The sequence below is a fragment of the Pedobacter sp. Leaf170 genome (assembly GCF_920984665.1).
GTDB lineage: Bacteria > Bacteroidota > Bacteroidia > Sphingobacteriales > Sphingobacteriaceae > Pedobacter.
This window is the reverse complement of sequence record NZ_CAKLBP010000001.1, coordinates 298,117-323,485: the sequence shown is the minus strand read 5'-3', so window position 1 is coordinate 323,485 and position 25,369 is coordinate 298,117. Positions and strand designations below refer to the sequence as shown.

Annotated in this window: 17 protein-coding genes; 11 read left to right on the top strand and 6 right to left on the bottom strand. The window is 34.9% G+C overall.

Annotated features, from left to right (window positions below):
* Window positions 1–14 precede the first annotated feature (14 nt).
* The 3 genes from LUA90_RS01375 (at window position 15) to LUA90_RS01365 (ending at window position 1,518) form a co-directional block, all read left to right on the top strand.
* Entirely contained in the window at window positions 15–575 is a 561-nt protein-coding gene (locus tag LUA90_RS01375; RefSeq protein ID WP_231489840.1) for a sugar O-acetyltransferase, read from the top strand.
* An 84-nt stretch (window positions 576–659) separates the two neighbouring features.
* Window positions 660–1,076: a cupin domain-containing protein gene (locus tag LUA90_RS01370; RefSeq protein ID WP_231460068.1), complete on the top strand. Its 417-nt coding sequence runs from the start codon at window positions 660–662 to the stop codon at window positions 1,074–1,076.
* Between the two features lie 4 nt (window positions 1,077–1,080).
* Entirely contained in the window at window positions 1,081–1,518 is a 438-nt protein-coding gene (locus LUA90_RS01365; RefSeq protein WP_231460069.1) for a putative quinol monooxygenase, read from the top strand.
* A gap of 247 nt (window positions 1,519–1,765) precedes the next feature.
* Here the strand turns inward: LUA90_RS01365 and LUA90_RS01360 are convergent, their stop codons facing one another.
* Window positions 1,766–2,989: a carboxypeptidase-like regulatory domain-containing protein gene (locus tag LUA90_RS01360; protein WP_231460070.1), complete on the bottom strand. Its 1,224-nt coding sequence runs from the start codon at window positions 2,987–2,989 to the stop codon at window positions 1,766–1,768.
* A gap of 87 nt (window positions 2,990–3,076) precedes the next feature.
* Here LUA90_RS01360 and LUA90_RS01355 point away from each other — a divergent pair, with 87 nt between their 5' ends.
* Window positions 3,077–5,791, top strand: coding sequence for a TonB-dependent receptor (locus LUA90_RS01355; RefSeq protein ID WP_231460071.1), 2,715 nt, complete (start codon window positions 3,077–3,079; stop codon window positions 5,789–5,791).
* Window positions 5,792–5,836: 45 nt separating this feature from the next.
* Here LUA90_RS01355 and LUA90_RS01350 read toward each other — a convergent pair whose 3' ends face one another.
* On the bottom strand, window positions 5,837–6,685 hold the full coding sequence (locus LUA90_RS01350; RefSeq protein ID WP_231460072.1) for a hypothetical protein: 849 nt from the start codon (window positions 6,683–6,685) through the stop codon (window positions 5,837–5,839).
* A gap of 151 nt (window positions 6,686–6,836) precedes the next feature.
* Here LUA90_RS01350 and LUA90_RS01345 point away from each other — a divergent pair, with 151 nt between their 5' ends.
* Window positions 6,837–9,296: a mechanosensitive ion channel family protein gene (locus tag LUA90_RS01345; protein WP_231460073.1), complete on the top strand. Its 2,460-nt coding sequence runs from the start codon at window positions 6,837–6,839 to the stop codon at window positions 9,294–9,296.
* A 90-nt stretch (window positions 9,297–9,386) separates the two neighbouring features.
* Here the strand turns inward: LUA90_RS01345 and LUA90_RS01340 are convergent, their stop codons facing one another.
* On the bottom strand, window positions 9,387–10,007 hold the full coding sequence (locus LUA90_RS01340) for an L-threonylcarbamoyladenylate synthase (protein WP_231460074.1): 621 nt from the start codon (window positions 10,005–10,007) through the stop codon (window positions 9,387–9,389).
* An 84-nt stretch (window positions 10,008–10,091) separates the two neighbouring features.
* Between LUA90_RS01340 and LUA90_RS01335 the strand changes: the two genes are divergently transcribed.
* Window positions 10,092–11,756 carry an FMN-binding glutamate synthase family protein gene (locus tag LUA90_RS01335; RefSeq protein ID WP_231489839.1) on the top strand — a complete coding sequence of 555 codons (1,665 nt, stop codon included), beginning with the start codon at window positions 10,092–10,094 and terminating at the stop codon, window positions 11,754–11,756.
* Between the two features lie 162 nt (window positions 11,757–11,918).
* On the opposite strand, the gene LUA90_RS01330 is transcribed toward LUA90_RS01335, so the two are convergent.
* The 3 genes from LUA90_RS01330 to LUA90_RS01320 all read right to left on the bottom strand — a co-directional run bounded on the left by LUA90_RS01330 (window position 11,919) and on the right by LUA90_RS01320 (window position 17,271).
* Complete coding sequence (locus LUA90_RS01330; protein WP_231460076.1) at window positions 11,919–14,108, bottom strand: bifunctional alpha,alpha-trehalose-phosphate synthase (UDP-forming)/trehalose-phosphatase; 2,190 nt, start codon at window positions 14,106–14,108, stop codon at window positions 11,919–11,921.
* A gap of 333 nt (window positions 14,109–14,441) precedes the next feature.
* Window positions 14,442–15,800, bottom strand: coding sequence for a PAS domain-containing sensor histidine kinase (locus LUA90_RS01325; RefSeq protein WP_231460077.1), 1,359 nt, complete (start codon window positions 15,798–15,800; stop codon window positions 14,442–14,444).
* A 100-nt stretch (window positions 15,801–15,900) separates the two neighbouring features.
* Complete coding sequence (locus tag LUA90_RS01320) at window positions 15,901–17,271, bottom strand: sigma-54 dependent transcriptional regulator (protein ID WP_231460078.1); 1,371 nt, start codon at window positions 17,269–17,271, stop codon at window positions 15,901–15,903.
* 651 nt (window positions 17,272–17,922) lie between these two features.
* Between LUA90_RS01320 and LUA90_RS01315 the strand changes: the two genes are divergently transcribed.
* The 5 genes from LUA90_RS01315 (at window position 17,923) to LUA90_RS01295 (ending at window position 25,314) form a co-directional block, all read left to right on the top strand.
* Window positions 17,923–19,167, top strand: coding sequence for an efflux RND transporter periplasmic adaptor subunit (locus LUA90_RS01315; protein WP_231489838.1), 1,245 nt, complete (start codon window positions 17,923–17,925; stop codon window positions 19,165–19,167).
* Window position 19,168: 1 nt separating this feature from the next.
* Complete coding sequence (locus LUA90_RS01310) at window positions 19,169–19,576, top strand: hypothetical protein (RefSeq protein WP_231460080.1); 408 nt, start codon at window positions 19,169–19,171, stop codon at window positions 19,574–19,576.
* On the top strand, window positions 19,573–20,271 hold the full coding sequence (locus LUA90_RS01305; RefSeq protein ID WP_231460081.1) for an ABC transporter ATP-binding protein: 699 nt from the start codon (window positions 19,573–19,575) through the stop codon (window positions 20,269–20,271). Before LUA90_RS01310 ends, LUA90_RS01305 begins: the two co-directional genes overlap by 4 nt.
* Window positions 20,272–20,477: 206 nt before the next feature.
* A complete protein-coding gene (locus LUA90_RS01300) occupies window positions 20,478–22,847 on the top strand; it encodes an ABC transporter permease (protein ID WP_231460082.1) in 2,370 nt (789 codons plus the stop codon).
* A 76-nt stretch (window positions 22,848–22,923) separates the two neighbouring features.
* Window positions 22,924–25,314 (top strand): ABC transporter permease, encoded by a 2,391-nt coding sequence (locus LUA90_RS01295; RefSeq protein ID WP_231460083.1) that lies wholly within the window; start codon window positions 22,924–22,926, stop codon window positions 25,312–25,314.
* Window positions 25,315–25,369: the final 55 nt, after the last annotated feature.

The following is a 25,369-nucleotide window of genomic DNA, read 5'->3' as shown; positions in this document are numbered from 1 at the left end:
TCAAGGATAAGACAATGAGAACATCAAATATTTTTGAAAGACTTTTAGCTGGAGAAACCATTTCTTCCAATGATGCAGAAGCGTACAAAATGCGTGAAGCTTCTTTTGCTACAAAAGCCTTGCTGTTAAAAATGAACAACACTGCAAACCCTGGTGAGGTTAGAAACTTTTTAAGCCAAATTACAGCAACCAAAATTCACGAAAGCGTTACCGTTTTCACGCCGTTTCACATTAATTACGGGAAGCACACCAAAATAGGCAAAAATGTATTCATAAATTTCGATTGTGTATTTCTGGATTTAGGTGGCATAACCATTGATGACAACGTACTGATTGCACCAAAAGTGAGTTTGCTAAGTGAAGGTCATCCCATTAATGCTAATGAAAGACATTCCTTAATTCCAAAGCGCATTCACATCAAAAAAAATGCGTGGATTGGTGCGAATGCTACCATTTTGCAAGACGTAACGATTGGCGAAAATGCCATTGTTGCAGCAGGTTCTGTGGTTTCTAAAGATGTTCCTAATAATGTAATAGTGGGGGGAATTCCGGCAAAAATTATTAAAGAAATTTAATACTTAAAAATGAAAATAGGCCAAATCGCATTTGCAATTATCACATCAACAATAATGTTGTCTTGCAATAAAAATCAAAAACAGATGAAAACAGATAAAAATAAGTTGGCCGAAATTTTCCCTAAAGGTGAAAAAGGTTCAAGCGAAACATTTACCGGAAATGCTTATCCAACAGCTTTGGTAGAAGCAGACAGCGTTTACAATACCATTGTTGGAAATGTATATTTTGAGCCCGGTGCAAGAAGCAATTGGCACAGTCATCCTGCTGGTCAAATTTTAATTATTACCGATGGGGTTGGTTATCATCAAATAGAAGGAAAAAAAATTGAAATCATCAAAAAAGGAAGCATTGTAAAATGTCCGCCAAATGTTCGTCATTGGCACGGTGCAAGCGCTGATGTTGGTTTACAGCAATTATATATCGTTCCAAATATTGAGAAAGGAATTGTAAATTGGGACGAACCTGTTACAGATGCACAGTATTTAATTAATGATAAATAAAATTATGAGAACCCATAAAATCCTAAAAATTGTTTTTATTCTTATGTTTATTTTGAGTATAAATTCTATCAAAGCACAGGAAAAACAGAACCAATCAACAACCAAAGATGAGCTGATGGTTCGAATTTCTGAAATTGAAATTCTACCAGCGTATTTAGAAGAATATAATACTATTTTAAAGGAAGAAGCGGCTGCATCGGTAAAAATTGAACCAGGCGTAATTGCCATTTTTCCGATGTTTATCAAAGAAAATCCAACGCAAATAAGAATTATAGAAATCTACAAAAATAAACATTCGTACCAATCGCATTTAACAACACCACATTTTAAACATTACAAAACCGCCACTTTAAAAATGGTAAAGAATTTAAAACTGATAGATATGAATAGTTTGGATACAGAAATGATGAAGGTGATTTTCAAGAAATTTTCTGGTAAATAATTCTAATACAAAAATCAACGAAAAAATAGATAGAAATAGTCATTGGTACGGTGCAAGCGCTTGGCGGATAGAGTATGTAAAAGTGTAAAGTAGAATTTTTGGCAATTATGGAGGCTTTCCGTAATTGTAAGCCTGATTTTGTTGTTATTCTTCAACTTATTTTTCGCCCAACATGGCTAAAGTTGTTATAAAACTTCGCGTGATTGTTGAGTAAAGCAGTTTTGAAAAAAGCTGCTTTTTGTTGCTGTTATTGCGGTACAATATAGTCGATGGGTAAATTATCCGACATGTTTTTCCAACCCCAATAACCCGAAAAATAAATAGATTGTGGATCTACCAATATTCCATTTGACGAAAACTCACATTGATCTGTAAGTACTTTTATTTGCGAAACCTGTGCATTTTTTGAATTAAGTACATCTTTTACCATCGGATTAAATGAATTTATATAGCCGGCTTCCTCATCAGCTTTTGTGTAAACCACAAACATATTATCTCTACTCGTTATCGCTTTAAAATTTTTACCTGTTTTGTGCACTAACGTATCAATTTGAACCGCTTGAGCATTTAATTTAGGTAACAATACTGGCATTTTTTTTAGGTTAAGCCAATAAGTTAGAGAATCATTTTCTTTGATGTTGATTAAACCTGTTTCTTGTTGTTGCTTAAGCATTAACCTTGCAATATTGGCCTTCAAAACACTATCTGATGGACGTTTAGAATTCTGCTGGTTTACGATTTTGACCAATAAAAAACCTTCTTTCTCCAGCTCTTTCTTAAATAGTGCATTAAAAAAATGTCTGGATGAACCCTTGTATGCTAAAACTCTGTTTTCATTCCACCTTTTTTTGTCTTTATCGGTGCCTGCTAAATCCTCAAAATAAATAGAACCTTTATAAGAAACTCTTCTGCGTTCTTCATCATATTCAAATGATTGCAACAAACAATTTAGTTTGTAACCTAAAGCGTTATTTTCAATTATCAAAAAATCTGATGTGTAAACTGTTAAATTGTTGTTCTTTTGGTTGCGTACGAAATCTAAAACCGATGGGTTTTGTATCTTACAATATTTGGCGTTAGGCGAAACTCCGATAAACAATGCTTTAAATCGTTCTAAATCTTTATCTCTATAAGGATTGGATTTAATATTTACATCAGCTAGTTTAGTTGTAGATTCTAACAATCTAATGTCTACACTAACATCTTCATTTTGCAAGATAACTTTTTTGGTGAGCGATTTATAACCGATGGATTTAAACAGTAAATCGTAGTTTCCTGGCTCTAATTTGAGGTTATACTTTCCATCATTATCTGTAACGGTAGCTATTTTACTTCCACTAACATACACGGATACACCGGCCAAAGGCTCACTTTTTTGATCAACTACTTTACCATTTATACTAAATATTTGTTGTGCAAACGAAAATTGAACGATAACGATAAGCAATAAAAGTGTAGATATAAATCGCATGTGTTAAAAAAGATTGTGAGCGTAATTAATGATAAATTAAAATCCAATATATCGAAAAAATAGTATTTTAGAGTTCATCTAAAAATTATGAAGTCTAAATTCTCGCTATTTGTTCTCTTTTCTTTATTTATTGCTTTGGTTTTTGCTTTTAAAGTAGAAGATGATCCGTTACTGAAACTTTTAAATCAACTGGAAAAATTTACCTCAAATTATGCAAATGAAAAGGTTTATGTTCAGTCTGATAAGCCGTATTATGCAGTTGGAGATGATATTTGGTTAAAAGCATATATCCTAAATACTAAAACTCAGGCACCTTCAAAAATCAGCAAAATATTATATGTAGAATTGATTGATGAAAATAATGAGATAAAAAATCAAATCAAATTAAATGCAAACGAAGGTGTGGCATGGGGAGATTTTAAATTGCCTGACTCGTTGAGGGAAGGAAATTATAGATTGAGAGCATATACTAACTACATGCGTAATTTTTCTTCAGATTTTTTTTATGATAAGGTGATTAAAATAGGCAATAGTTGGTCTAATAACGTATTCATAAACACAGTTTTTGATTTTACTTCTGCCAATAAAGTAAATGCAACCGTTCAATTTAGGGATAAAAACGACCTCCCTTACGCTAATAAAAATGTTTTGTTTGATGTTTTGGTTGATGAAAAATCTTATACGAAGGAACGTTCTAAAACTGATGCAGATGGGAAAGTAACCATTAGTTTTACCTCTCCAGATATTCGAAATAAAATTGCCAAAATCGTATCAACCATTAATTTAAGCGGACAAGAAATTGTAAAAAAAGTAATTCCGGTTAGTTCTTTTTCAAATCTGGCAGATGTACAGTTCTTTCCTGAGGGTGGGTATCTCGTAGAGGATCAACCACAAAAAATTGCCTTTAAGGCAACTGGTTCAAATGGTTTAGGTATTTATGTAAAAGGTAAAATTTTAGATGGGAATGCTGTAATCGGTAATTTTAATACAGATTTTGCCGGAATGGGTAGTTTTTCTACAAATTTAAAATCTGGCAAAAAATATTCAGCAGTAATTAATTTTGGTGATGGCTCTGAAAAAACATTCGACTTGCCCACTGTTAAACCATCAGGCTATACTTTAACGGTTAATAATAATGATGCAAGTAAAATCGCCATAAGGCTTACAGCTAGTTCTGATTTAATTAATACCGATGACGTAAGAATTGTAGGGCAGCAAGACGGCAATCTACGTTTCGCCTTTAATGCCAAACTCAGCAGTCAAACAATAATTAAAAGTATCCCAATTGAGAAATTTACAACAGGAATTGCTCAGATAACGGTTTTTTCTGCTCAGAATGAGCCTATTGCCGAAAGGATGATATTCGTTAAAAACAATGCAAGTGATTTAAAATTACAAGTAAATAAAGACAAAATTTCGCAAAATGCTGGAGCCTCATCAGAAATAAATTTAACAGATAATGATGAAAATTTAACCGGAAGTTTTTCAATTTCAGTAACCAATACTGATGTTGTAAAACCCGATTTGGATAATGAAAGTAATATTTTAACTTCACTTTTATTAACTGGTGATTTAAGTGGTTATGTAGAAAAGCCAAATCATTATTTTTTAAATGCTGATGAACAAACCCGAAAAGAACTTGATAACTTAATGCTTACACAAGGTTGGCGGAGGTATAGTTGGATTGATATTCTTCAGGATAAAGTATTGCCTCTAACTTTTCAGGTCGAAAAATCATCTTATATTTCAGGTTCAGTTGTTAGAGGTAAAAATCCTATTAAAGGTTCAGCAGTGTTTTTGCTATCAAAAAATGGTGGTGATATTGTTAGAGATACCATTACAGATGTGCATGGAAAATTCAAATTTGATAATCTAGCGTTTACAGATAGCACACAGTTTTTGGTGCAGGCCACACCATTAAAAAAAGGTAGTTTTTTGGAGTTGATAATCGATTCGGCTGATAATCAGAAAGTAACTAAAAATAAGAGTATTGCAGATGTTGAAATTAATGTAAACACAAGCTTAATGCAGTACATTAAAGCCAGCGATCGTTATTTTGGTGAACTGACGAGACTCGGTTTGTTAGAGAAATCAATTAAATTAAAAGATGTAGATATTAGATCAAGTAGAATTAAAAAAGCGGTACAATATTCTGCTAATTATAACGGTCCGGGTAATGCAGATCAGGTTTTAACAGCTGATGATTTACCACCATATTACGGCACGCTGAGCCAATCATTAGGAAATATGTTAAGGGGTGTACGAATAATCAGGGGACGTGCTTATCGTTTACCTGGTATGCCAGATTTAGCAAACGATGATGGGAAAGGTTCATTAGATGTATATTACAATGGTACAAGACTTCCAGACGGCAATTTGGATATGATTAATCCAATGGATGTGCAGTGTGTTGAATTATTAACCAGCATTTCAAGAATGGTAATCTATGGCCCTATGAGAGCTCCAGGTATAATAATTATAACTTCTAAACGAGGATTAGGATATTCAGCTAAGCAAGTAAAAGATTTAAGTTTTGACCATTTAACTATAAAGCCAAAAGGAATATACCCTTCAAGAACTTTTTATGTACCGAAATATAATGTTTCCAATACCACTGCCGAAGAAGCTAGAAGCACAATTTATTGGAATCCTAATATTGTTCCAAACAACGAAGGCTTTGCAAAAGTGACATTTAAGAATGCTAATGCTAAAGGAAATTATAGAGTTGTGATAGAAGGATTTAACAAAGTTGGTCAACCTGCAAGAGAAACTTTTAGTTACCGTGTTAGTAACGATTTGTAACGAACTCACTAATTTAGTTAAGTCAGTAGTTTATTAAACAACCATCTACTTTCTGTATAACGGACATCTTTTTAGCAGAAATTCTAATGGTCCACTGTATGAACCATCTGTATTGCTCATAAAGGCCTTATGGCTTTGGTTATAGATATTGGCGTTGTTATCCATATAAATTTGAAGGCTTACACTCACATCATATCTTTGCACCGCACTACTATTTGAGGAACCGTAGCTGGACACACCTTTAACTTTTTCTGCATCGTCTCTCTTTACATTGGTATTGCCATAGCTACTATTTGTGGCTGTTTGGTATCCTTTGGACTGAGTTACCGTCCCATCAATAATATACTCTACCCCTAATAAATCACAAAGTTGTTTCATCGTAAAGCTTGCTATTTTATCTGGCGTAGCACCTGCTGTTATTAAAGTTGCATTTGTGGTACGTGGATCGAGTATGGTGTAGCCAGCTGAATGTTGAGATAATATTCCATAAGTATCTTGCTGTGCTTTTTGGCCAATAGCTAAGGCACCAGGTTGACTATCCATTATAAATGTAAATGGAAGTATTGCAATTTTATTATGATGATCTGCTGGCGTAGCGCTCATTGTAACAGCATCCTGTTGTCTGGTTTGTGCAGATGAGCCGGATGAAGTAAATGTTTCTACTCGTCCGCTTGAATGAGTTATACGAGAAATATCTGACTTATTAATCAAATACTCGGCAGTTTCCCCATTGTATACAAATGTTACTTCTTTATCAGTAACCCTTACAATTTTTCCTTTTAATTCTTCACCATTTGTTTTTTGTATAACATCCGATGTTTGAGCGCTTTGATTTTGAGAAAATCCTAAAGAGGAAATTAGTGCAAGAAGCACAATTATGTACAGTTTTTTCATAGGGAATGAATTTAAAGTTCAAAATACGTAAATAATTTAAATAAACTATTAAAGGTATATTATCATTAACATCAAGCATTAATGTAGATTGAAATTTAGGATTGCTCCCAACTTTTGGTTATTATTACGTGGTGTACAAACCACGATAATCATGTTTATCAAAAAATTTGCATTCTCCCTATTTTTTTGTGTGTTATTTATGTGTGCGAAAGCACAAAATGGACAAGATACAATCAAGAAAAATCTTAAACAGCCTGGTTTTGTTGATAAAATGCAGGATTTAGCTAAAGCATCTGCAAAAACCAGCGCTGAAGAACTTGCTATGGATAAAGCCGCTATCATGCAAATGAGAGTGATAAGTCAAGTTCGGATTACTATTCAAGAAGCCAAAAGTTACCTTGCTACAGGGCTTGATACACTAAGTTTAAGAAAAAAGTTAGAAGATATCCGTGAAGATTATGCCATTGCTGCCCAGGGTGTATTCGTTAACAAAGGCAGTATACAAACCTATCGAAATTTAACAACCACAAAAAAGATTTTACATGAGTTGCTGATTGGGGCAAAAATATCCAAATTGACGCTTGATAACAGGCAACAAACTTTAAGCAAATATCGCCTCAAGTTAGATTCGCTTTTAAATGTTCCGGAGCTGTTTCTTTTTCCTAAAGATTCTGTTTTGCTTTATAGTTATGTGCAAAGCCTTAAAACACTTGCACGAGAAAGTCATCCGGTAGATTCTATGCTCAAATCAGCTGACTTAAAAATCCAAACACAGCTTAATTCCTATAATGTGGCCATTAATCAAATGCTTATAAGTAAAGATGAAGCTGAGCATTTTGAACGTAGCTTAAGTACTGAATATTTGAAAAAAGAATTGCCATACTTGTGGAATGCTGCACTTCACTATGGTACTTTTAATCAAATTCTCGATTTTTCTGTAAGTAAAGGTGGCTTAATATTAAAATTTTATGTTATCAATAATATTGCGAAGCTTATTGTTCTGCCAATACTTATTTTATTTTCTTTTATTTACTTAAACTCGTTAAAAAGGATATATCAATCAAAAAATCTTATCGATAAAACTTACCAGGGCCAGTTGGTAATCCGCTTTCCTTTGCTTTCGGCAATTTTGCTGGTGGTTAGCCTTTATCAATTTGTTTTCATCTCTCCGCCATTCATATTTAATATCATTATCTGGACTATCGCATTCATCTGCCTCAGCATCATACTTAATGGTTTTATTGCCCGGTATTGGTTTGTTTTTTGGATGATAATGGTCGTGTTTTTCTTTATAACAGCTTGTAGCAACTTAATTTTACAGCCTTCGAGAGTTGAAAGATATGGTATGTTAATCTTCTCACTGGTAGGTATTTTGACTGGTTCGGTTGTTATAAATCATCAGAGAAAAACTGAGCTGAAAGAAAAATGGATTATCTATTCTATTGCAGGAATGGTTGTTTTTGAAGTATTATCTGCATCGATGAATTTATATGGCCGCTATAACTTAGGAAAAACCTTTATGATAGTAGGATATTTAAATGTTGTTGTAGCAATATCTTTTCTTTGGGTGGTGCGGTTTATTAACGAAGGACTTTTACTGGCTTATAATGTTTACACCGTTCAGGATAGGAAACTATTTTATTTAAATTTTGGCAAAGTAGGCGATAGGGCACCAATGATATTATACGTGCTGCTGGTTTTTGGTTGGTGTGTTTTGATAGGAAGAAATTTTCCTTTATTCGATTATCTTTCCCGGCCAATACTTGCTTTCTTTTCTAATCAACGTAAAATCGGCGATTATTCATTTAGTATTAATGGTTTAGCCTTATTTCTGTTGATAATGGTCATATCGGTTATTACATCAAAAATTGTTTCATTTTTTGCATCAGATGATCATCTTTCTACAAAGGAAGAAAGCAAAAGTCGAGGTTTAGGCAGTTGGATATTATTGGTTAGAATTTTTATTTTATCTGTTGGACTCTTTCTCGCTATCGCGGCAGCAGGTATCCCCATTGATAAAATTACAATTATTATTGGTGCATTAGGTGTAGGCGTTGGCTTTGGATTGCAAACTTTGGTAAATAACCTGGTTAGCGGATTAATAATTGCCTTTGAAAAACCTGTTAATGTTGGCGATTTGGTAAACGTTGATGGCCAGGGCGGAACAATGAAATCGATAGGTTTTAGAAGTAGTGTAATAACGACTTCAGATGGTGCAGATTTGGTGATGCCAAATGGCGATTTACTAAATTCGCATTTAATGAACTGGACTTTAGCCGGAAACCGTAAACGAAGCAAAATAAGTATTGGCATTGCTGCTACAACTGATTTGCAACGGTGTAAAACATTAATTATTGAGCTACTGGAAGCGGATGAAAGGATACTTAAAAACCCTAGATACGCATTACAATTTGAAGAAATTAAGGGTGGTATAATTGATTTAAACATCTATTTCTGGAGCAGAAGCTTAAAGGATAGCGGTGCGGTTAAAAGCGATGTTATTGAAGAAATACTTAAGGTTTTTGCAGCAAATGATATTGTAATCCCTATTCAGCAACATGATGTATTTGTGCATGATGTTGCGAAGAATGAGCATAAAAAGAAAGACTAATTATGTGACTGTTACCAGTTGTAATGTAGCCTCAGGGAAACTGAAAGTAATAATCATTAATTAAGCTCCTTAAGGAGATGGAAAAATGATTTACAAAAACTGTTCAATATCGCCCTTACCTTCACGAATTACTTCAAAGGCTCCGGTGGTGCAATCAATCACAGTGGATGCTTCATTATCTCCGTAGCCACCATCAATAACTAAATCCACCAAATCCTGGTATTTTTCGTAAATTAATTCAGGGTCGGTAGAGTATTCAACAAGTTCATCATCATCTTTAATTGAGGTAGATAAAATCGGATTACCTAATTCTTTAACAATGCAGCGGGCAATGTTATTATCAGGTACTCGAATACCGACGGTTTTTTTATTAGAGCTTAATAATTTCGGAACATTATTATTCGCATTAAAAATAAATGTAAATGGGCCCGGTAAAGCTTTTTTAACAACTCTGAATGTAGTATTGTCTATTGGTTTAATATAATCGGCAATGTGGCTTAAATCGTGGCAAATGAACGAAAAATTAGCCTTTTCAGGTTTTATCCCGCGTATGCGGCAAATTTTTTCAATTGCTTTTGGATTGGTAATATCGCAACCTAACCCATAAACTGTATCGGTAGGATAGATAATTAAACCGCCCTTCTTTAATACTTCAACAACTTGTTCAATGGCTCTTTCGTTAGGGTTTTCCGGATAAATCTTAATAAGCATAGCGTAAAAATAACAATTTAATAGTGTCAGTTGTTTAATATTCTTAATCTTTGTACAAACAAAACATACGCTAACCCATTTACTATGAGAAAAGCTTTCGTTGCAATTGCTGCATTTTTAGTTGCCCTTACCATTATGCTAGGTCTGTATCACCCATTTCTGTGGTGGACATTCCTTTTCACCGGTCCATTTGTTATTTTAGGTATTTACGATTTGTATCAACCTAAACATAGTATTGTAAGAAACTACCCTGTTTTTGGTCGTTTACGGTATTTTATGGAAGAATTAAGGCCAAAAGTTTATCAGTATTTTGTAGAAAGTGATACAAATGGAACACCTTACAATCGCCTAAATCGTTCATTAATTTATCAACGTGCTAAAACAGATAATGATACCATTCCATTTGGTACGCAATTAAATGTTTACGAAAACGGATATGAATGGCTTAGCCACAGTATTTCTGCAATTTCTCACCACGAATTGAATTTAGATCCCCGTGTTATAGTTGGCGGACCAGATTGTAAAAAAACATATTCTTCGAGTATTTATAACATATCAGCGATGAGTTTTGGTTCTTTAAGTCAGAATGCAATTTTGGCTTTAAATGGTGGTGCAAAGTTGGGTAATTTTGCACACAATACCGGCGAAGGTGGTATCAGCGATTATCATCGCGAACCTGGAGGCGATTTAATTTGGCAAATAGGTACCGGTTATTTTGGCTGTAGAAACAATGACGGTACTTTTAATTATGAAGCTTACGCAGAACGTGCTCAGGCTGATCAGGTAAAAATGACTGAGATTAAACTTTCTCAAGGTGCTAAGCCTGGCCATGGTGGTATGTTGCCTGCAAAAAAAGTTACTCCCGAGGTTGCTCGTATCCGTTTAGTACCGCAAGGAAAGGACATTTTATCGCCTCCGGCACATTCAGCATTTAATACGCCGATAGGTTTGTTAGAGTTTATCAAAAAATTAAGGGAGCTTTCTGGAGGTAAACCGGTTGGTTTTAAACTTTGTATTGGCAGAAGGAGCGAGTTTTATGCCATTTGCAAAGCGATGATTGAGACCAAAATCTATCCTGATTTTATTACGGTTGACGGTGGTGAAGGTGGTACGGGTGCGGCTCCGCAAGAGTTCTCTAATTCTGTTGGTATGCCATTACGTGAAGGTGTTGCCTTTGTTTACGATGTTTTAAATGGTTTCGACCTTAAAAAACATATTAAAATTATAGCTTCGGGTAAGGTAGCTACGGGCTTTGATTTGGTTAAAAACATTGCCTTGGGTGCAGATATGTGTAACACTGCCCGCGGAATGATGTTTGCTTTGGGCTGCATTCAGGCTTTAGAATGTAACAGCAATACTTGCCCAACCGGTGTAGCTACGCAAGACCAAAGTTTAATGAAAGGTCTTGTGGTGGATGATAAAAAAGTAAGGGTTAAGAATTTTCATAATTTAACCGTAGCCAGTGCAGTAGAATTATTAGGTGCTGCAGGTTTGCGTGAGCCACATCAGTTAAGCAGAGCTTATATAAACAGACGTGTGAGTGCCAATTTGATACAAAGTTATTTAGAAAGTTTCCCTTACATACCTGCAGGAAGTTTATTGCAAACGCCTTACCCTACTAGGTTTGAATTGGGTATGGCTTTAAGCAGTTCTGCAAGTTTTGCACCAACTGATTATAAAGTTTCGGCTGTTGATTATTCACATGCCAACCCTTATAACGAATCCATTCAGGATGATGGAAGATTATAAGCTTATTGTTGGATTGCTTTCCTGTAAATACCAATAAACAGCGGAAGTTTCTAACCTAAATAATATTTTCCCGCAGATTTAAGAGATTTACGCAAATTAAATTTTTGCGTAAATCATTTTAATCTGCGGGATTTTTGTTTTCTGTTTCGACTTCTAATTTTGTTAAATTCTCTCTACAAATTCTTCCTTAACTAAACTCCAAAGCATCTTTCTTACTTCTTTAAAATCGTTTAGGTAGTATTTCGCTTCAGATAGGTTGTTGCCTACTTTAACTGTAATGGCCTCTTCGGGCAAGGCTCTAAAAATATCTTCGTCTGTATGGTCGTCGCCCAGTGCCATAACAAAATCAGGATTTTTATTATACAACCAATTCAGTGCAGCTTTGCCTTTGTTTACTTCTATATTTTTAAATTCAATAACCTTATTTCCGGGCATAAGCTGCAAGCCCTTATCTGCAGCTAAAATTTTCATGTGACTAACAATCTCATTCGCTCGTAAATCGCCTAATCCTTCATCCGCTTTGCGGTAATGCCACACTAAGGAGTAGCTTTTTTCTTCTATAAATGAACCCGGTGTTCTATCTGTGTAGGTTTCAAGCAAGGCTTTTATTTCAGCTTTCCATTGGTCGGTTAATAAAGGTAAACAGTTCCATTTATCTCCATGTGTTTTTTGCCACGCACCATGTTCTGCAATTAAATCCACTTTCATGTGTCCAAACCAGCTTTCTAATGTTTCATGTCTACGTCCGCTAATAATTATAACGGTATTGGCATTATCCAATGTAAGGTTTTCTATTAAATCATAAAGTTCATCATCTGGCGATGCATCTTCTATATTTCCGGTAAAATCTACCAGCGTTCCATCGTAATCCAGAAATAAAGCTCTGTTGCTCGCTTTTGCGTATTGTTTGGCGATGATTTCATTTACAGAATTTACCGCATGTTTTGTTTGTAATGATTTTTGTGAGTCTTTCACTTCGTTAAGTCTTAAAATAAAATTATTTACCCAATGTTTAACATTGAATTTTTCTACAACGGCACGCATGGCTTTCATACGTTGTTGTTGCTCTTCAAGGGGCATTTTCAGCGCTACTAAAATGGCTTCGGTTATATCGCCAAGGTTATTTGGGTTAACCAATATGGCATCAGTAAGTTCTTTTGAAGCACCTGCCATTTCGCTTAAAATCAGTACGCCGTCTTCATTGTTCCTGCTGGCAACATATTCTTTACTTACTAAATTCATACCATCACGCATTGGCGTAACCAGGCAAACATCGGCCGATGAATAAAGCGCCGAGAGCACTTCGATTGGGAAGGAGCGATAAAAGTAATTTACAGGAATCCAATCCATAGACCGGTATCTGGCGTTTAAATTTCCTACAAACTGGTCAATTTGTTCTCTTAATTCACTATATTGCGGTACCGAATCCCTGGATGGCACTACAATCATAAATAGTTCAATTTTACCGATAAACTCAGGATGCATTTGCAATAGCAATTCCATAGCTTTTAAACGCTCCAGAATTCCTTTGCTATAATCCAACCTATCAATAGAAAGAATAATTTTCATGTTTTCTTTGCCACTTCTAAAATAGTCGATTTCCATTCTAACGGCTTCAGAAATGGTTAGCGAAGCAAATTTTTCGTAATCTATCCCCATTGGGAAAGCCTCTATAACAATTTGCCTTTCGCTACTATGCAACACGTTCGATGAGGAATTTACCGGCAGCAAGCGAGTGGCCGTGCTTATAAAATGGCGAACATCATCGTAGGTATGAAAACCAATCAAATCTGCCCCAATTAATCCATTTAGTATTTCTTCCCGCCAGGGAATAAGCCTGAATATCTCATAAGATGGAAAGGGAATGTGCTGGAAGAAACCGATGGTTGAATTTGGAAATTTAGCTCTTAAAATTCCTGGTAGTAGAAGTAATTGATAATCCTGAATCCAGATTTTATCTTTTATGCCAAGTACCTGCATGGCACTTTTTGCAAATTTTTCGTTAACCGATTTATAGCAATCCCAATAACTTTGTTCGTAATGTGCGTAGGTAACCAGGTAATGAAACACCGGCCATAACACTTCGTTAGAAAAGCCTTCGTAGTATAAATTAATTTCTTCTTGAGTAAGGAAAACAGGGTAGAGATTTAGCTCGGCCAATTTCTGGATAACTTCCTCTTGTCGTTCCTCAGGCACTTCAATTCCGGGCCAACCAATCCAGATAGAGTTGCCATTTTTGTACACATCGCCAAGTCCGGTAGCAAGGCCGCCCTCACTCGGAATAAACGTGTACTCGTTGTTTTCTTCTATGATTTTAACGGGTAGTCTGTTCGAAATTATAACTGTCTTCATGCTTGTATTTGTTGTATCCACATAAATAAAAGCGCTTAATTCCGTTTTTGTTTCAATTTTCTTGTAAAACAAACATTCAAATGATTTGGCTAAAATTGTATTTTAACGAATATTTTTGTGGTAATTATTCATTTTTATTAAGCTTTTGTAAAGCAAGTTTCTGTTATATTCGGTTGCAGCAGTCCTGCTTTACGTTTTATTTCGCTTCGCTGCATGCTCACTTCAATCAGGTTTGTTTTACGGCATTTTGTGGTTCTTTTTAACATAATCGTTTCGCCATTAAAAACTAAATTTTCTGCATCATCAATAGGAGGATATTTAAAGAGCAGAAGCTTAAACGTAATTAAATAGTATCGAAAACGTAGTTTGTTCATTTGGTGTAGAAGCAACTTCTATACTACCGCGATGCATTTTCATAATGTTTCTACTTATGGTTAAACCAATGCCCGAACCATTTTTTCGGGTAGTGTAAAAAGGCACAAAAATTTTCTCTAAATCATCGGGCTCAATGCCTTTTCCGTTATCGGTAACATCTATGTATAATTTAGTATGTTCTAACCTATAATTAACCGAAATGTGTGGGTTTTCAAGTTCTTCTACAGCGTAAATACTGTTCGTAATCAGGTTTATCAAAACTTGCTCAATCAGTTTTAAATCGAGCTGAATCGTAATTTTAGAGCTTGTTTGTTCTACATCTAACCTAACATTTTTAACTTTTGCAAAAGGCTGCATCAACACTTTTATGTGTTTCAATATTTCGCCTATGGTATGCGATTCGAGATTTGGTGTTGGTAATTCAGCTATAAGGCGGTAATCTTTAACAAAATCAAGTAATCCGGCAGAGCGACGTTTAATGGTTTGCAGTGCCGTTTTCAGATCTTCCATTTCATCCAAATCGAGGTTTTCTTTATCCGTTACCATGCTGTTTATGGTATCAGATAATGAACTAATAGGGGTGATGGAATTTAATATTTCGTGAGATATTACACCTATCAATCTGTTCCATGCTTCAGTTTCCTTCTGTTCAATTTCATCCTTAATGTTTTGAAAACTTATGATGGTATAATCCTTTGCATACAGATTTAGCGGAATAACTTCGGTGGATAATTGAATCAATTTATCTTGAATCTTAAGCTCCAGAAATCTTTTTCCACCACTTGATATTTGTTCAACCTCGTTTGTAAAGTTTGGTAAATGCTGTTTTAAACGATGCCAATACTTATATGCCGGTACGCCTAATAGGTTAGAGGCTGCCTGATTAAAAAAAGCGATTTCTTCGTTATTTTGCGCTGTCGGAGTTTTATTTATCACAATTACACCAACTGGAACCTGCTCCAAAATAGTTTTAATAAGCTGAAACATTGCCTCTTGCTCTAAACGAATCTGTTTATGCACTTGAAGTATCTCCCCAAAAGATTCATATAATTCTGGGAAACTACCTTTTGTGGCTTTATTCTTAAAATTTAAGGTATGGTCGCGGGTTTTAACGGCTAAAATAAAGCGTTTAATATCCGATCGGATTTCATTTATATAGTAATAAAGCGAAATTACCGAACCTAATAAAATTAAGCTTACACCAATAATTGTAAACCATAATTCGGTTGTCGTAATTAAATAAAACAGTAAATAGCCCAGCAAATTAATGATGAGCAAGCGTGATATTAAACGAAAGGTAAAGCGTTTGTAAAACATTTCTTAAGCGTTGTTAGGCTAAAGTTTTAAGGTACATGGCCAAATTTTAAATTTGTAAGGTTTGTGCGGTTTGTGCTTAAAACCTATACTGTTGCCCTATTTATATTCCAAATTTTTCTATTCTTCTGTATAAAGCTGCCCGGGTTAAACCTAGCTCTGCTGCGGCTTTAGAAATATTTCCTTTGTGTTTATCAATGGCTTTTTGTACCATCATCTTCTCCATATCTTCAAGTGCCATTTCATCGGGCAGGTTATTGTTTTGTGCAAACCGCTGCGGGCTAAGCTGTAAATCCTGGTCGGTTATTTCGTTCCCATCGCTCATAATTACAGCACGTTCCAAAACATGTTGCAGTTCTCTAACATTGCCTGGCCAATTGTAATTTAGTAATACTTCTTTTGCTCTGGGGCTTAAACTTCGTGATTCTTTATGATACTTAGTGCTAAATACCTGCATAAAGTGCTCAGAAAGCAATAAAATATCGTTACCGCGTTTTCTTAGCGGCGGTAATAATAATTCAACGGTATTGATTCTAAAAAGTAAATCCTGGCGGAAGGTATTTTTAGCAACCATTTCATTCAAAGGCATATTTGTAGCTGTAATTAAACGAACATTCACTTTACGCTCTTTGCTTTCTCCTAATCGGATAACCGTTCTATTTTGTAGCACGCTTAATAATTTAGCCTGTAAGGGCAAAGTTAAGTTTCCAATCTCATCTAAAAATATTGTTCCGCCATCTGCAAGTTCAAATCTCCCGGGTTTATCTTCTTTTGCATCAGTAAAAGCGCCTTTAGCATAACCGAAAAGTTCGCTTTCAAAAAGGTTTTCGTTTAATGAGCCTAAATCTACATGCATAAAAACCTGATTTTTACGCTGCGAATTTCCATGTATTTCGTAGGCAAATACCTGTTTTCCCGTTCCATTTTCGCCTAATATTAAAACATTTGCGTCTGTTGGTGCAACTTTTAAAAGCGTATTTTGAAGGTTGGTTATTACATCAGCTTTGCCAACAATGTGTTCAAAACCTCTGGCCATATCTTTTTGTAGCGAGGTATGAATTTTTTCGAGCTTTTTAACCTTTCTTGTTGAAGCACGAAGTTTTGATGCTGCAGAAATTGTGGCGAAAAGCTTTTCATTTTCCCAGGGTTTAAGGATAAAATCGGTTGCTCCATTTTTAATGGCTTTAACAGCAAGCTCCACGTTTCCAAAGGCAGTCATTAATATAACAACATAATCTTTATCAATTGATAATATATGTTCCAGCCAATATAAACCTTCTCTGCCATCGCTTGCGCCTTTTTGATAGTTCATATCCAACAGGATAATGTCTACTTCATTTTTACTAAGTAAAACATTAATTTCTTTCGGCGATTTGCAGGTAATTACCTGTTTAACCTGCTGCTTCAAAAATAAACGGGCACTCAGAAGAATGTCGTCGTCGTCATCAATTATTAATACTGTGGCATCTAGCATATTATATTTTTTTATTGCTCTTGGGTATTGCGTATTTGTTTTTTACCTCACCCTATTAAAGTTAGTAGTATTTGTTCTGTTATGCTGTCACTCTCCTTAAAGAGAGGGAAATTTCGGATTGTGATTGATTCAAAGCTATCTTAATAATTTTACTTGTATTTATGTTTAACTTTTGATTTCTGCTCCCCTCCCCCTCTCTTTAAGGAGAGGGGATGAAGGGGTAAGGTATTTTATTTAACCTTCCTCATTTGGCTTATACTATTTACCTCACCCTATTAAAGTTAGTAGTATTTGTTCTGTTGTGTTGTCCCTCTCCTTAAAGAGAGGGAAATTTCGGATTGTGATTGATTCAAAGCTATCTTAATAATTTTATTTGTATTTATGTTTAACTTTAAATTTCTGCTCCACGCCCCCCTCTCTTCAAGGAGAGGGGATGAAGGGGTGAGGTATAAATTCTTAAACCTAAACCGTCTAAACCACCTCCTTTAAGCAAATTTAATTAAACTGTCCGCTCCCGTACATGAACTGTTCGAAAATGAACATTAATTTTTTTTAATTTGATTTAAAACGTTGTATGTCAGGTATTTAATTATGCTATAGTCTTTTGGCACAAGCTTGGTTATTAGAGAAACCGAACAGCATTACCAAACAATGGATAAGAAAATAGAGAAGAAAAAATTCACCACCAAAAACTTAATCGTAATAGGCGGGGCAATTGCTTTTATAGCAGTAGTTATATACGGCTACACCTTGTCATTAAAGAAAACTTACAGTGCCGATGCAGATAAATTAACCATTAGCAAAGTTGAATATGGAGACTTTGAAGATGTAGTTTTATTAAATGCAAGTGTTGTTCCTTTAACATCGGTAATTGTAAGCTCTTCAGAAGGTGGAACAGTTGCCCAGATTTTTACTGAGAATGGCGCTACTGTAGTTAAAGGTACACCCCTTTTAAGAATCGAAAATTCTAATGCAATGATGGGTTACACATCTCAGCAAACTGCAGCCACCGAACAAATTAATCAATTGAGAAAATCGAGGTTAGATTTAGAGCAAAATCAAAGGATTTTAAATCAGGATGTTTTAGACGTCGAGAACAACCTCCGCACTGCAACCCGCCAATATAGGTTAGATAGCGCTTTGTTTTCTAAAAAGGTAATTACTCAGCAAGAATTCAATAAATCGATTCAGGATTATGAATATTATCAAGGTAAACTGAAAATTGTTAGGCAAGCGATAAAGCAAGAGAATCAAAGCCGTAAAATGCAACTTTCACAAATTGACCAATCTATGAGCCAAATGAACGAAAGTTTAGAAATGATAAAAACAAATATCGAAAACATGACAATTAAAGCACCGGTTTCGGGTAAGCTATCTTCTTATGACCCGGTTATCGGTAAATCTTACAATTCTAACGAAATGATTGGAAAGATTGATGTAATGCAAGGCTATAAATTGCAAGCTGGTGTTGATGAATATTACATCAACCGCGTTAAGGAGGGACAAACTGCTACATGCGAATTTAATGGTAAAACTTACAGTTTAACAGTTAGCAAAGTTATACCAGAGGTAACTGCCGGTCAGTTTCAGGTTGAGATGGTGTTTAAAGGTAGTGCTCCAATCGATTTGCGTAGAGGCTTGTCTTTACAAACCAAACTTACATTATCTGATAATAGCAAATCATTACTTCTGGCTCAAGGTCAGTTTTTTCAAAGTACAGGCGGCTCGTGGGTGTTTGTGGTAAACAATGGTAAAGCGACTAAGAAAAATGTTAAAATCGGAAGGAAAAATTACCTTTATTACGAAATATTACAAGGCTTGCAAAAAGGCGATGAGGTTATCACGTCATCTTACGACCAATTTAATCAATATGACCAGGTAGAAATTAATAAATAAAATGATGACTAAAATTTTAATCACAATTGCCATTACCTGCTTATCGTACATGGCAAATGCCCAAAGTGTTTTTAAAAAAGAATCTAATTGGATCGATAATAAAAATGGTGCGAGCTATGAAATGAATATATTCAGTAAATCAGGCGGAAAAACAACTACCAATCTTTCGAAGGCAAATTTAACTTTAGCCGGAGATTTAGCTTTACTCGATAAAGTTAATTTTATTCAGGATGGGAAACTGAAAATGGATGTTCCGTTAAGAGCAGAAACTACTGAAATAGAATTAAAGCCCGGAACTTACACAATTAAAATTTACCATAAAGTATTAGGTGAAAAGGATTTTGAAGTTGAGTTGAAACATGCTCAACAAAATAATATTAAACTAACCATCAAAAAAATTGCCTCATGATAAGAATAGAAAATCTTGAAAAAGTTTATAAAACCGAAGAAGTTGAAACAACTGCACTAAATGGAATCAACCTTCATGTTAAGGAAGGTGAATTTGTTTCGATAATGGGGCCATCTGGTTGTGGAAAATCTACCTTATTAAATGTTATGGGTTTGTTAGATAAACCCGAAAGTGGAAGTTACAAATTTATTGATACCGAGCTTTTAACTTTAAATGATAGAGAACGCTCAAATTTCCGCAAGCGGAATATGGGCTTCGTATTCCAAAATTTTAATTTAATTGATGAATTAACAGTTTTCGAAAACATTGAATTGCCTTTAATCTACAATAAAGTTCCTGCTGCCGAACGCAAAGCTTTGGTTAACGAAATTATCGAAAGAATGAACATTGTTAATCGCAGTGGCCATTTTCCTCAGCAACTTTCTGGCGGACAGCAGCAGCGTGTGGCTGTAGCAAGGGCTTTGGTTACTAAGCCAAAGTTAGTTTTAGCAGATGAGCCAACAGGAAACCTAGATAGTTCTCATGGTAATGAGGTAATGGAATTGCTTTGCGAACTGAATGAAACCGGGACTACAATTGTAATGGTTACACACTCCAGTCACGACGCCAGTTTTTCTAACAGAATCATAAACCTTAAAGATGGCCATGTGATTTCTGAGAAAGTAAACAAAAGCAGAAACGAGGAATTGATATAGAAAATATTTAAAGGTGAAAGGTTTAAGGCGTATGGTTATGCATGAGTGACATTAGCCCTTAACCTTAAAAAAATAGTTTTAGTTAATGATAGGCCAACCGAAATCTTCCCGGATGGGAAGATTCGGATAAGGCGCTTGGAGGTTATAAGTGATACGTTTTACGTAATGCACTTAGAACTTAAAACTTACCACGTAATACTCAAAAGATGTTCAAAATAAATTTAAAAATCGCTTTGCGAAACCTTTGGAAAAACAAAGGGTTTTCTTTGATTAATATCGGAGGACTGGCCATTGGTTTGGCGAGTTGCTTGATTTTGTTGCTATACGTTGCCTACGAATGGAGTTTTGATAAGGGTTTTTCTAACAGTGATAAAACCTATGTAATCTATCAAAATGCTCCGGCCAATGGTAAAATTTACAGTTGGGCCTGGACACCGAATGCCATGGCTGATGAAGTTGCCGCTAAAATTCCTGGCGTTAAATATGCCTCGCATTCTACTTATCCATCAACAAAATTAATTACGGTTGATGATAAAAGGATTAATTCGAGAGTAAATTTTGCTGACCCATCTTTCCTCAAAATATTCGATTATAAGTTTGTTAAAGGCAATCCTGATAAGGCTTTAAAAGGCGTTAACACAATTATTTTGACTGAATCATTTGCGAAAAAACTTTTTGGAAATGAAGACCCGATAAATAAAACAGTTAAGCTTGATAATCAGGATGTTTTGAAGGTTGAGGCTGTAATTGAAGACATCCCCGCAAATAACTCTATAATTTTTGAATGCCTAATGCCATGGGAACTTTTTGTGAAAAGAGAGCCTTGGGCAAAAGATAAAAATTGGGGAAATAACATGTGCTTAACGGTGGCTCAATTAAAAGATAATAGCTTTTTTGATGCTGCAAATTCAAGCATATTGGATGTTTATAAACGTAACCAGCAAGGTAATACAGCTAAGGCATTATTGCATCCTTACACAAAATGGCATCTGTACGATGATTTTCAAAATGGAAAATCTGTTGGTGGCAAAATAGAACAGTTAAAAATATTCCTTCTACTTGCATTTTGTATTTTACTAATTGCCTGCGTAAATTTTATGAACTTATCAACCGCTCGTTCAGAGCGCCGGGCTAAGGAGGTTGGAATAAGAAAAGCTATCGGCTCAACCAGAAAATCTTTAATCGGTCAGTTTTTATTAGAATCAGTTTTTATTACCTTATTATCTGGCGTTTTGGCTTTCATTCTGGTAGAAGTAAGCTTGCCATACTTTAATAATTTATTGAATATTGAGCTTCAAATCAATTACAAAAGCATCACTTTTTGGAGCACACTTTTAGGCTTGATGATTTTTACAGGCTTTATCGCTGGTAGTTATCCAGCTTTGTATTTATCTTCTTTTGAACCCATAAAAGTATTAAAAGGCTTAAAAATTAAGTCAGATTCTTCAGTATCCATTAGAAAGATTTTAGTGGTAATTCAATTTGTTTTTGCAGCCTGTTTAATTGTGTGCACATCAGTTATTTATCAGCAACTTAACTATGTAAAAAACAAACCAATTGGGTATGATAAATCTAATCTGGTTCAAATAGCAGTTAGGGGCAGAGTAAGCGAGAAGAGTAAATTAGAACTGTTAAAGGCGCAACTTTTAAAATCTGGTGCAGCAAGCAATGTAACTACGTTTAGTAAAGACATAACAGAAAGTGGAAACAATACAACTGATGTTTACTGGGATGGCAAAACAAAGGGTGAGTCGATTTTATTCAATAATCGAGGTGTTGGAGATGATTTTATCAAAACAATAGGTACAGAATTAGTTGCAGGCAGAGAGATTTCTTCAACATCAAAAAGTGATAGCAATAAGGTTATGTTTAACGAATCTGCTATTAAAATGATGGGACTTAAAAATCCGATAGGCGCTAAAATTAAATATTGGGGAACAGAGAGAACCATTGTAGCTGTTGTGAAAGATTTTGTAGTAGAAAGTGCCTATCAGAAAGTTTCGCCAATGGTATTTTATCCAAGTTATATGGATGATATCCAGGTCATTCTTGTACGCTTAAATCCGGCACAAAACATAAGTGCTTCAGTAGCAAAAATTGATGAATTGGTTAAGCAAATTGAACCAGAATATCCGGTGCAAAGAAAATTTGTTGACGAGTCTTTTGAAGTAAAATTTCAGGATGAAAAACTTTTAGGTACGCTATCAAACTGGTTTGGTGGTTTTGCAATTTTTATTTCTTGCTTAGGCTTATTAGGCTTGGCGCTATTTATGGCCGAGCAACGTAAAAAAGAAATCAGCATACGCAAGGTTTTGGGCGCTAATACAGCAAGCATATTAACGCTGTTAAACAAAGATTTTATCAAGCTCGTAGCAATTGCAAATTTAATCGCTTTCCCATTAGCTTATATTATCATTAACAAATGGTTATCGGCTTTTGAATATAGAGTGTCAATATCTGTGATACCATTTCTTATTGCAGTTTCCTTATCACTATTTATTGCCATTTTAACAGTCAGCATTCAATCGATAAAAGTTGCAAAAGCCAATCCGGTTGATGCTTTGAAATATGAATAGAGCTGAAAGCTTAAAGCAAAAAGCCTAAGGCTATTTGCAAGGTCTTGATACTTCATACTAACTCCTTGAAACTACAATGTTCAAACTCAATCTTAAAATCGCTTTGCGAAACCTTTGGAAAAACAAGGGCATTACCTTAATAAATGTTGGTGGTTTAGCGATTGCTTTGGCCTCTTTTATTTTGGTGATGATGTATTTTACTTATGAAACCAGTTTTGATAAGTCGAATCCAAATTACAAAAATATTTATGTAGTTGGACGTATTTATCCGGAGTTTAAAACCAACTATACAGCTCCGCCGCTACATAAAGCTTTAAAACAAAATTTCCCGGAGGTTGAAAATGCCGGGATTACCAAAAGTGGTTTTTTTGAGCTGACCTTAAAAAATGGGAAGAACACCGTTTTTGCCAAAAATTTTATGCAGGCAGATTATAATGCAGCTAAAATATTAAACATAAAACCAATGGGTGGATTACAAAAACCATCTGGTGATGTAGAAAGGCTTTCTTATTTAAACGTTGAAAGTATGAAAACGCTATTTCCAGATAAGAAAGATAATAAACCGGAAATGGTTGGTATGGGTGCAAGTAACTCCGGTGTAAGAAGTAAGTTTGATGGTTCGATAATTAGCGATCCACATTCTAATATAACTTTCGATGGCATATCTATTGGAAATGAAATAGGGCAGGGTGAAGATTATGGAATGAATAATTATACAACCTATATTAAGGTAAAACCAGGTACGGATGTTGATAATCTTCAGCAAAAAATTACCAAATTATACAGAGCAGAATTATTAAAAGGAGAATCGGATTTAAAAACAATTGAAGAAATTAAGGCTATTTCCACATTTTTAGATCCTTTGGCTAATTTGCATTTAAAACCTTTTGCCGGAAACGATGCTCCATATAAAATCCTTGTAGCGCTTTCGGTTCTTGGTATCTTAATTTTAGTTATAGCATGTATCAATTTTACCAATTTGAGCATAGCACAGGCTACCAAGCGGGCAAAAGAAGTTGGTGTTAAAAAGGTTATGGGTGCATTTCGTGCCCAGCTTACCACTCAATTTCTTGTAGAAATTTTTATTCAGTGCACCGTAGCAACCACTTTAGCTTTAATTGTTGCCGAACTGCTACTTCCAGTTTTTAATAATCTTTTTCAAGTGCAATTATCTATATGGCGTATTGATAACAATCTATTCTGGCAATTGCCAATGGTATTGTGTTTGATAACGCTTGCAGCCGGCATTTATCCTGCAGTGGTTTTATCTGGCTTTAAACCGGCCTTAGTTTTAAAAGGAAACTTTTCTACAAGTAAACAAAGCTCATGGTTAAGAAATGGCTTATTGATATTTCAGTTTAGCATTGCAGTAATCTTTATTATTGGCTTACTCATTATCAATTCGCAACTTAAATACATGCGTTCTCAGGATTTAGGTTTTTCTGCCAATCAGGTCGTTTACATTAAAAATTTAACGCTTTTTAATAATCCTTCAAAATTCGGTTCGCTAAATTTTGAGTCGGTTAGAGATAAGGTTTTGAAAATTCCGGGAATTAAATCTGCTACAGTGGCAAGCGATATCCCTAACGGTGCCGAAAACGGTACTAATAGCTATACAACTAATGGGCTTAAGGCTAATGTTGATTTTGTGGATGTGGAATTTGACTATTTCGAAACCCTTGATGTTAAACTAAAAGAAGGACGTTTTTTCTCTACTGCTTTTAAAACCGATACCGCAAATTCTGTTGTTATTAATGAGAGTGCTGTGGCTAAATACGGGTTAAAAGACCCGATAGGCAAAACCATTAAAGGATGCAATATAGATTATAAAATTGTAGGTGTAGCAAAAGATTTTAAAGCCCAGGGTTTTGAAACTGCTGTGCAGCCAACTATTTATGCCATTAAAAATCCTTGTGGAAATTACAAAACTCAAATTATGTTGAAAATTGAGGAAAATAAAATGGCTGATGCATTAACCGCTTTGAAAGCACTATGGCCTCAAATTAATCCAAAAGATGGCGAAGATTTTAGATATGAGTTTTTAGATGAGCTTTATGGCAGATTGTTTAAAAAACAGGAGCAACTACAATCCGTGTTTTTTGCTGCGGCTTTGCTTACCATTTTCATTGCCATTTTAGGCTTGTTCGCTTTTGCAAAATACATCACCAATGGTAGAATTAAAGAAATTGCTGTTCGTAAAATTTTAGGTGCAAGCGATATTCAGATTTTCAAATTAATCAATTCATCATTCTTTATAATGGTGATGATTGCCAATATCATATCATGGCCCATAGCTTATGTCCTAACAAAAAAATGGCTGGATACCTTTGCTTATCGAATTGATTTGCCAATTATTCCATTTATAATCAGTGCATTGGCAACAATTTTATTAACAGTAATTACCGTAAGCGTACAAGCCAGAAAAGCCGTAAAAGCTAATCCGGTTAATGCTTTGAAATGTGAATAATTCAAAGTTATAAGTAATACGTTTTAAGTTGTAAGTTTTGATACTTACGACTTAG

Coding starts and splice junctions, on each gene's coding strand:
- LUA90_RS01375 (WP_231489840.1), top strand. CDS start 15: ATGAGAACATCAAATATTTTTGAAAGACTTTTAGCTGGAGAAACCATT.
- LUA90_RS01370 (WP_231460068.1), top strand. CDS start 660: ATGAAAACAGATAAAAATAAGTTGGCCGAAATTTTCCCTAAAGGTGAA.
- LUA90_RS01365 (WP_231460069.1), top strand. CDS start 1,081: ATGAGAACCCATAAAATCCTAAAAATTGTTTTTATTCTTATGTTTATT.
- LUA90_RS01360 (WP_231460070.1), bottom strand. CDS start 2,989: ATGCGATTTATATCTACACTTTTATTGCTTATCGTTATCGTTCAATTT.
- LUA90_RS01355 (WP_231460071.1), top strand. CDS start 3,077: ATGAAGTCTAAATTCTCGCTATTTGTTCTCTTTTCTTTATTTATTGCT.
- LUA90_RS01350 (WP_231460072.1), bottom strand. CDS start 6,685: ATGAAAAAACTGTACATAATTGTGCTTCTTGCACTAATTTCCTCTTTA.
- LUA90_RS01345 (WP_231460073.1), top strand. CDS start 6,837: ATGTTTATCAAAAAATTTGCATTCTCCCTATTTTTTTGTGTGTTATTT.
- LUA90_RS01340 (WP_231460074.1), bottom strand. CDS start 10,007: ATGCTTATTAAGATTTATCCGGAAAACCCTAACGAAAGAGCCATTGAA.
- LUA90_RS01335 (WP_231489839.1), top strand. CDS start 10,092: ATGAGAAAAGCTTTCGTTGCAATTGCTGCATTTTTAGTTGCCCTTACC.
- LUA90_RS01330 (WP_231460076.1), bottom strand. CDS start 14,108: ATGAAGACAGTTATAATTTCGAACAGACTACCCGTTAAAATCATAGAA.
- LUA90_RS01325 (WP_231460077.1), bottom strand. CDS start 15,800: ATGTTTTACAAACGCTTTACCTTTCGTTTAATATCACGCTTGCTCATC.
- LUA90_RS01320 (WP_231460078.1), bottom strand. CDS start 17,271: ATGCTAGATGCCACAGTATTAATAATTGATGACGACGACGACATTCTT.
- LUA90_RS01315 (WP_231489838.1), top strand. CDS start 17,923: ATGGATAAGAAAATAGAGAAGAAAAAATTCACCACCAAAAACTTAATC.
- LUA90_RS01310 (WP_231460080.1), top strand. CDS start 19,169: ATGATGACTAAAATTTTAATCACAATTGCCATTACCTGCTTATCGTAC.
- LUA90_RS01305 (WP_231460081.1), top strand. CDS start 19,573: ATGATAAGAATAGAAAATCTTGAAAAAGTTTATAAAACCGAAGAAGTT.
- LUA90_RS01300 (WP_231460082.1), top strand. CDS start 20,478: ATGTTCAAAATAAATTTAAAAATCGCTTTGCGAAACCTTTGGAAAAAC.
- LUA90_RS01295 (WP_231460083.1), top strand. CDS start 22,924: ATGTTCAAACTCAATCTTAAAATCGCTTTGCGAAACCTTTGGAAAAAC.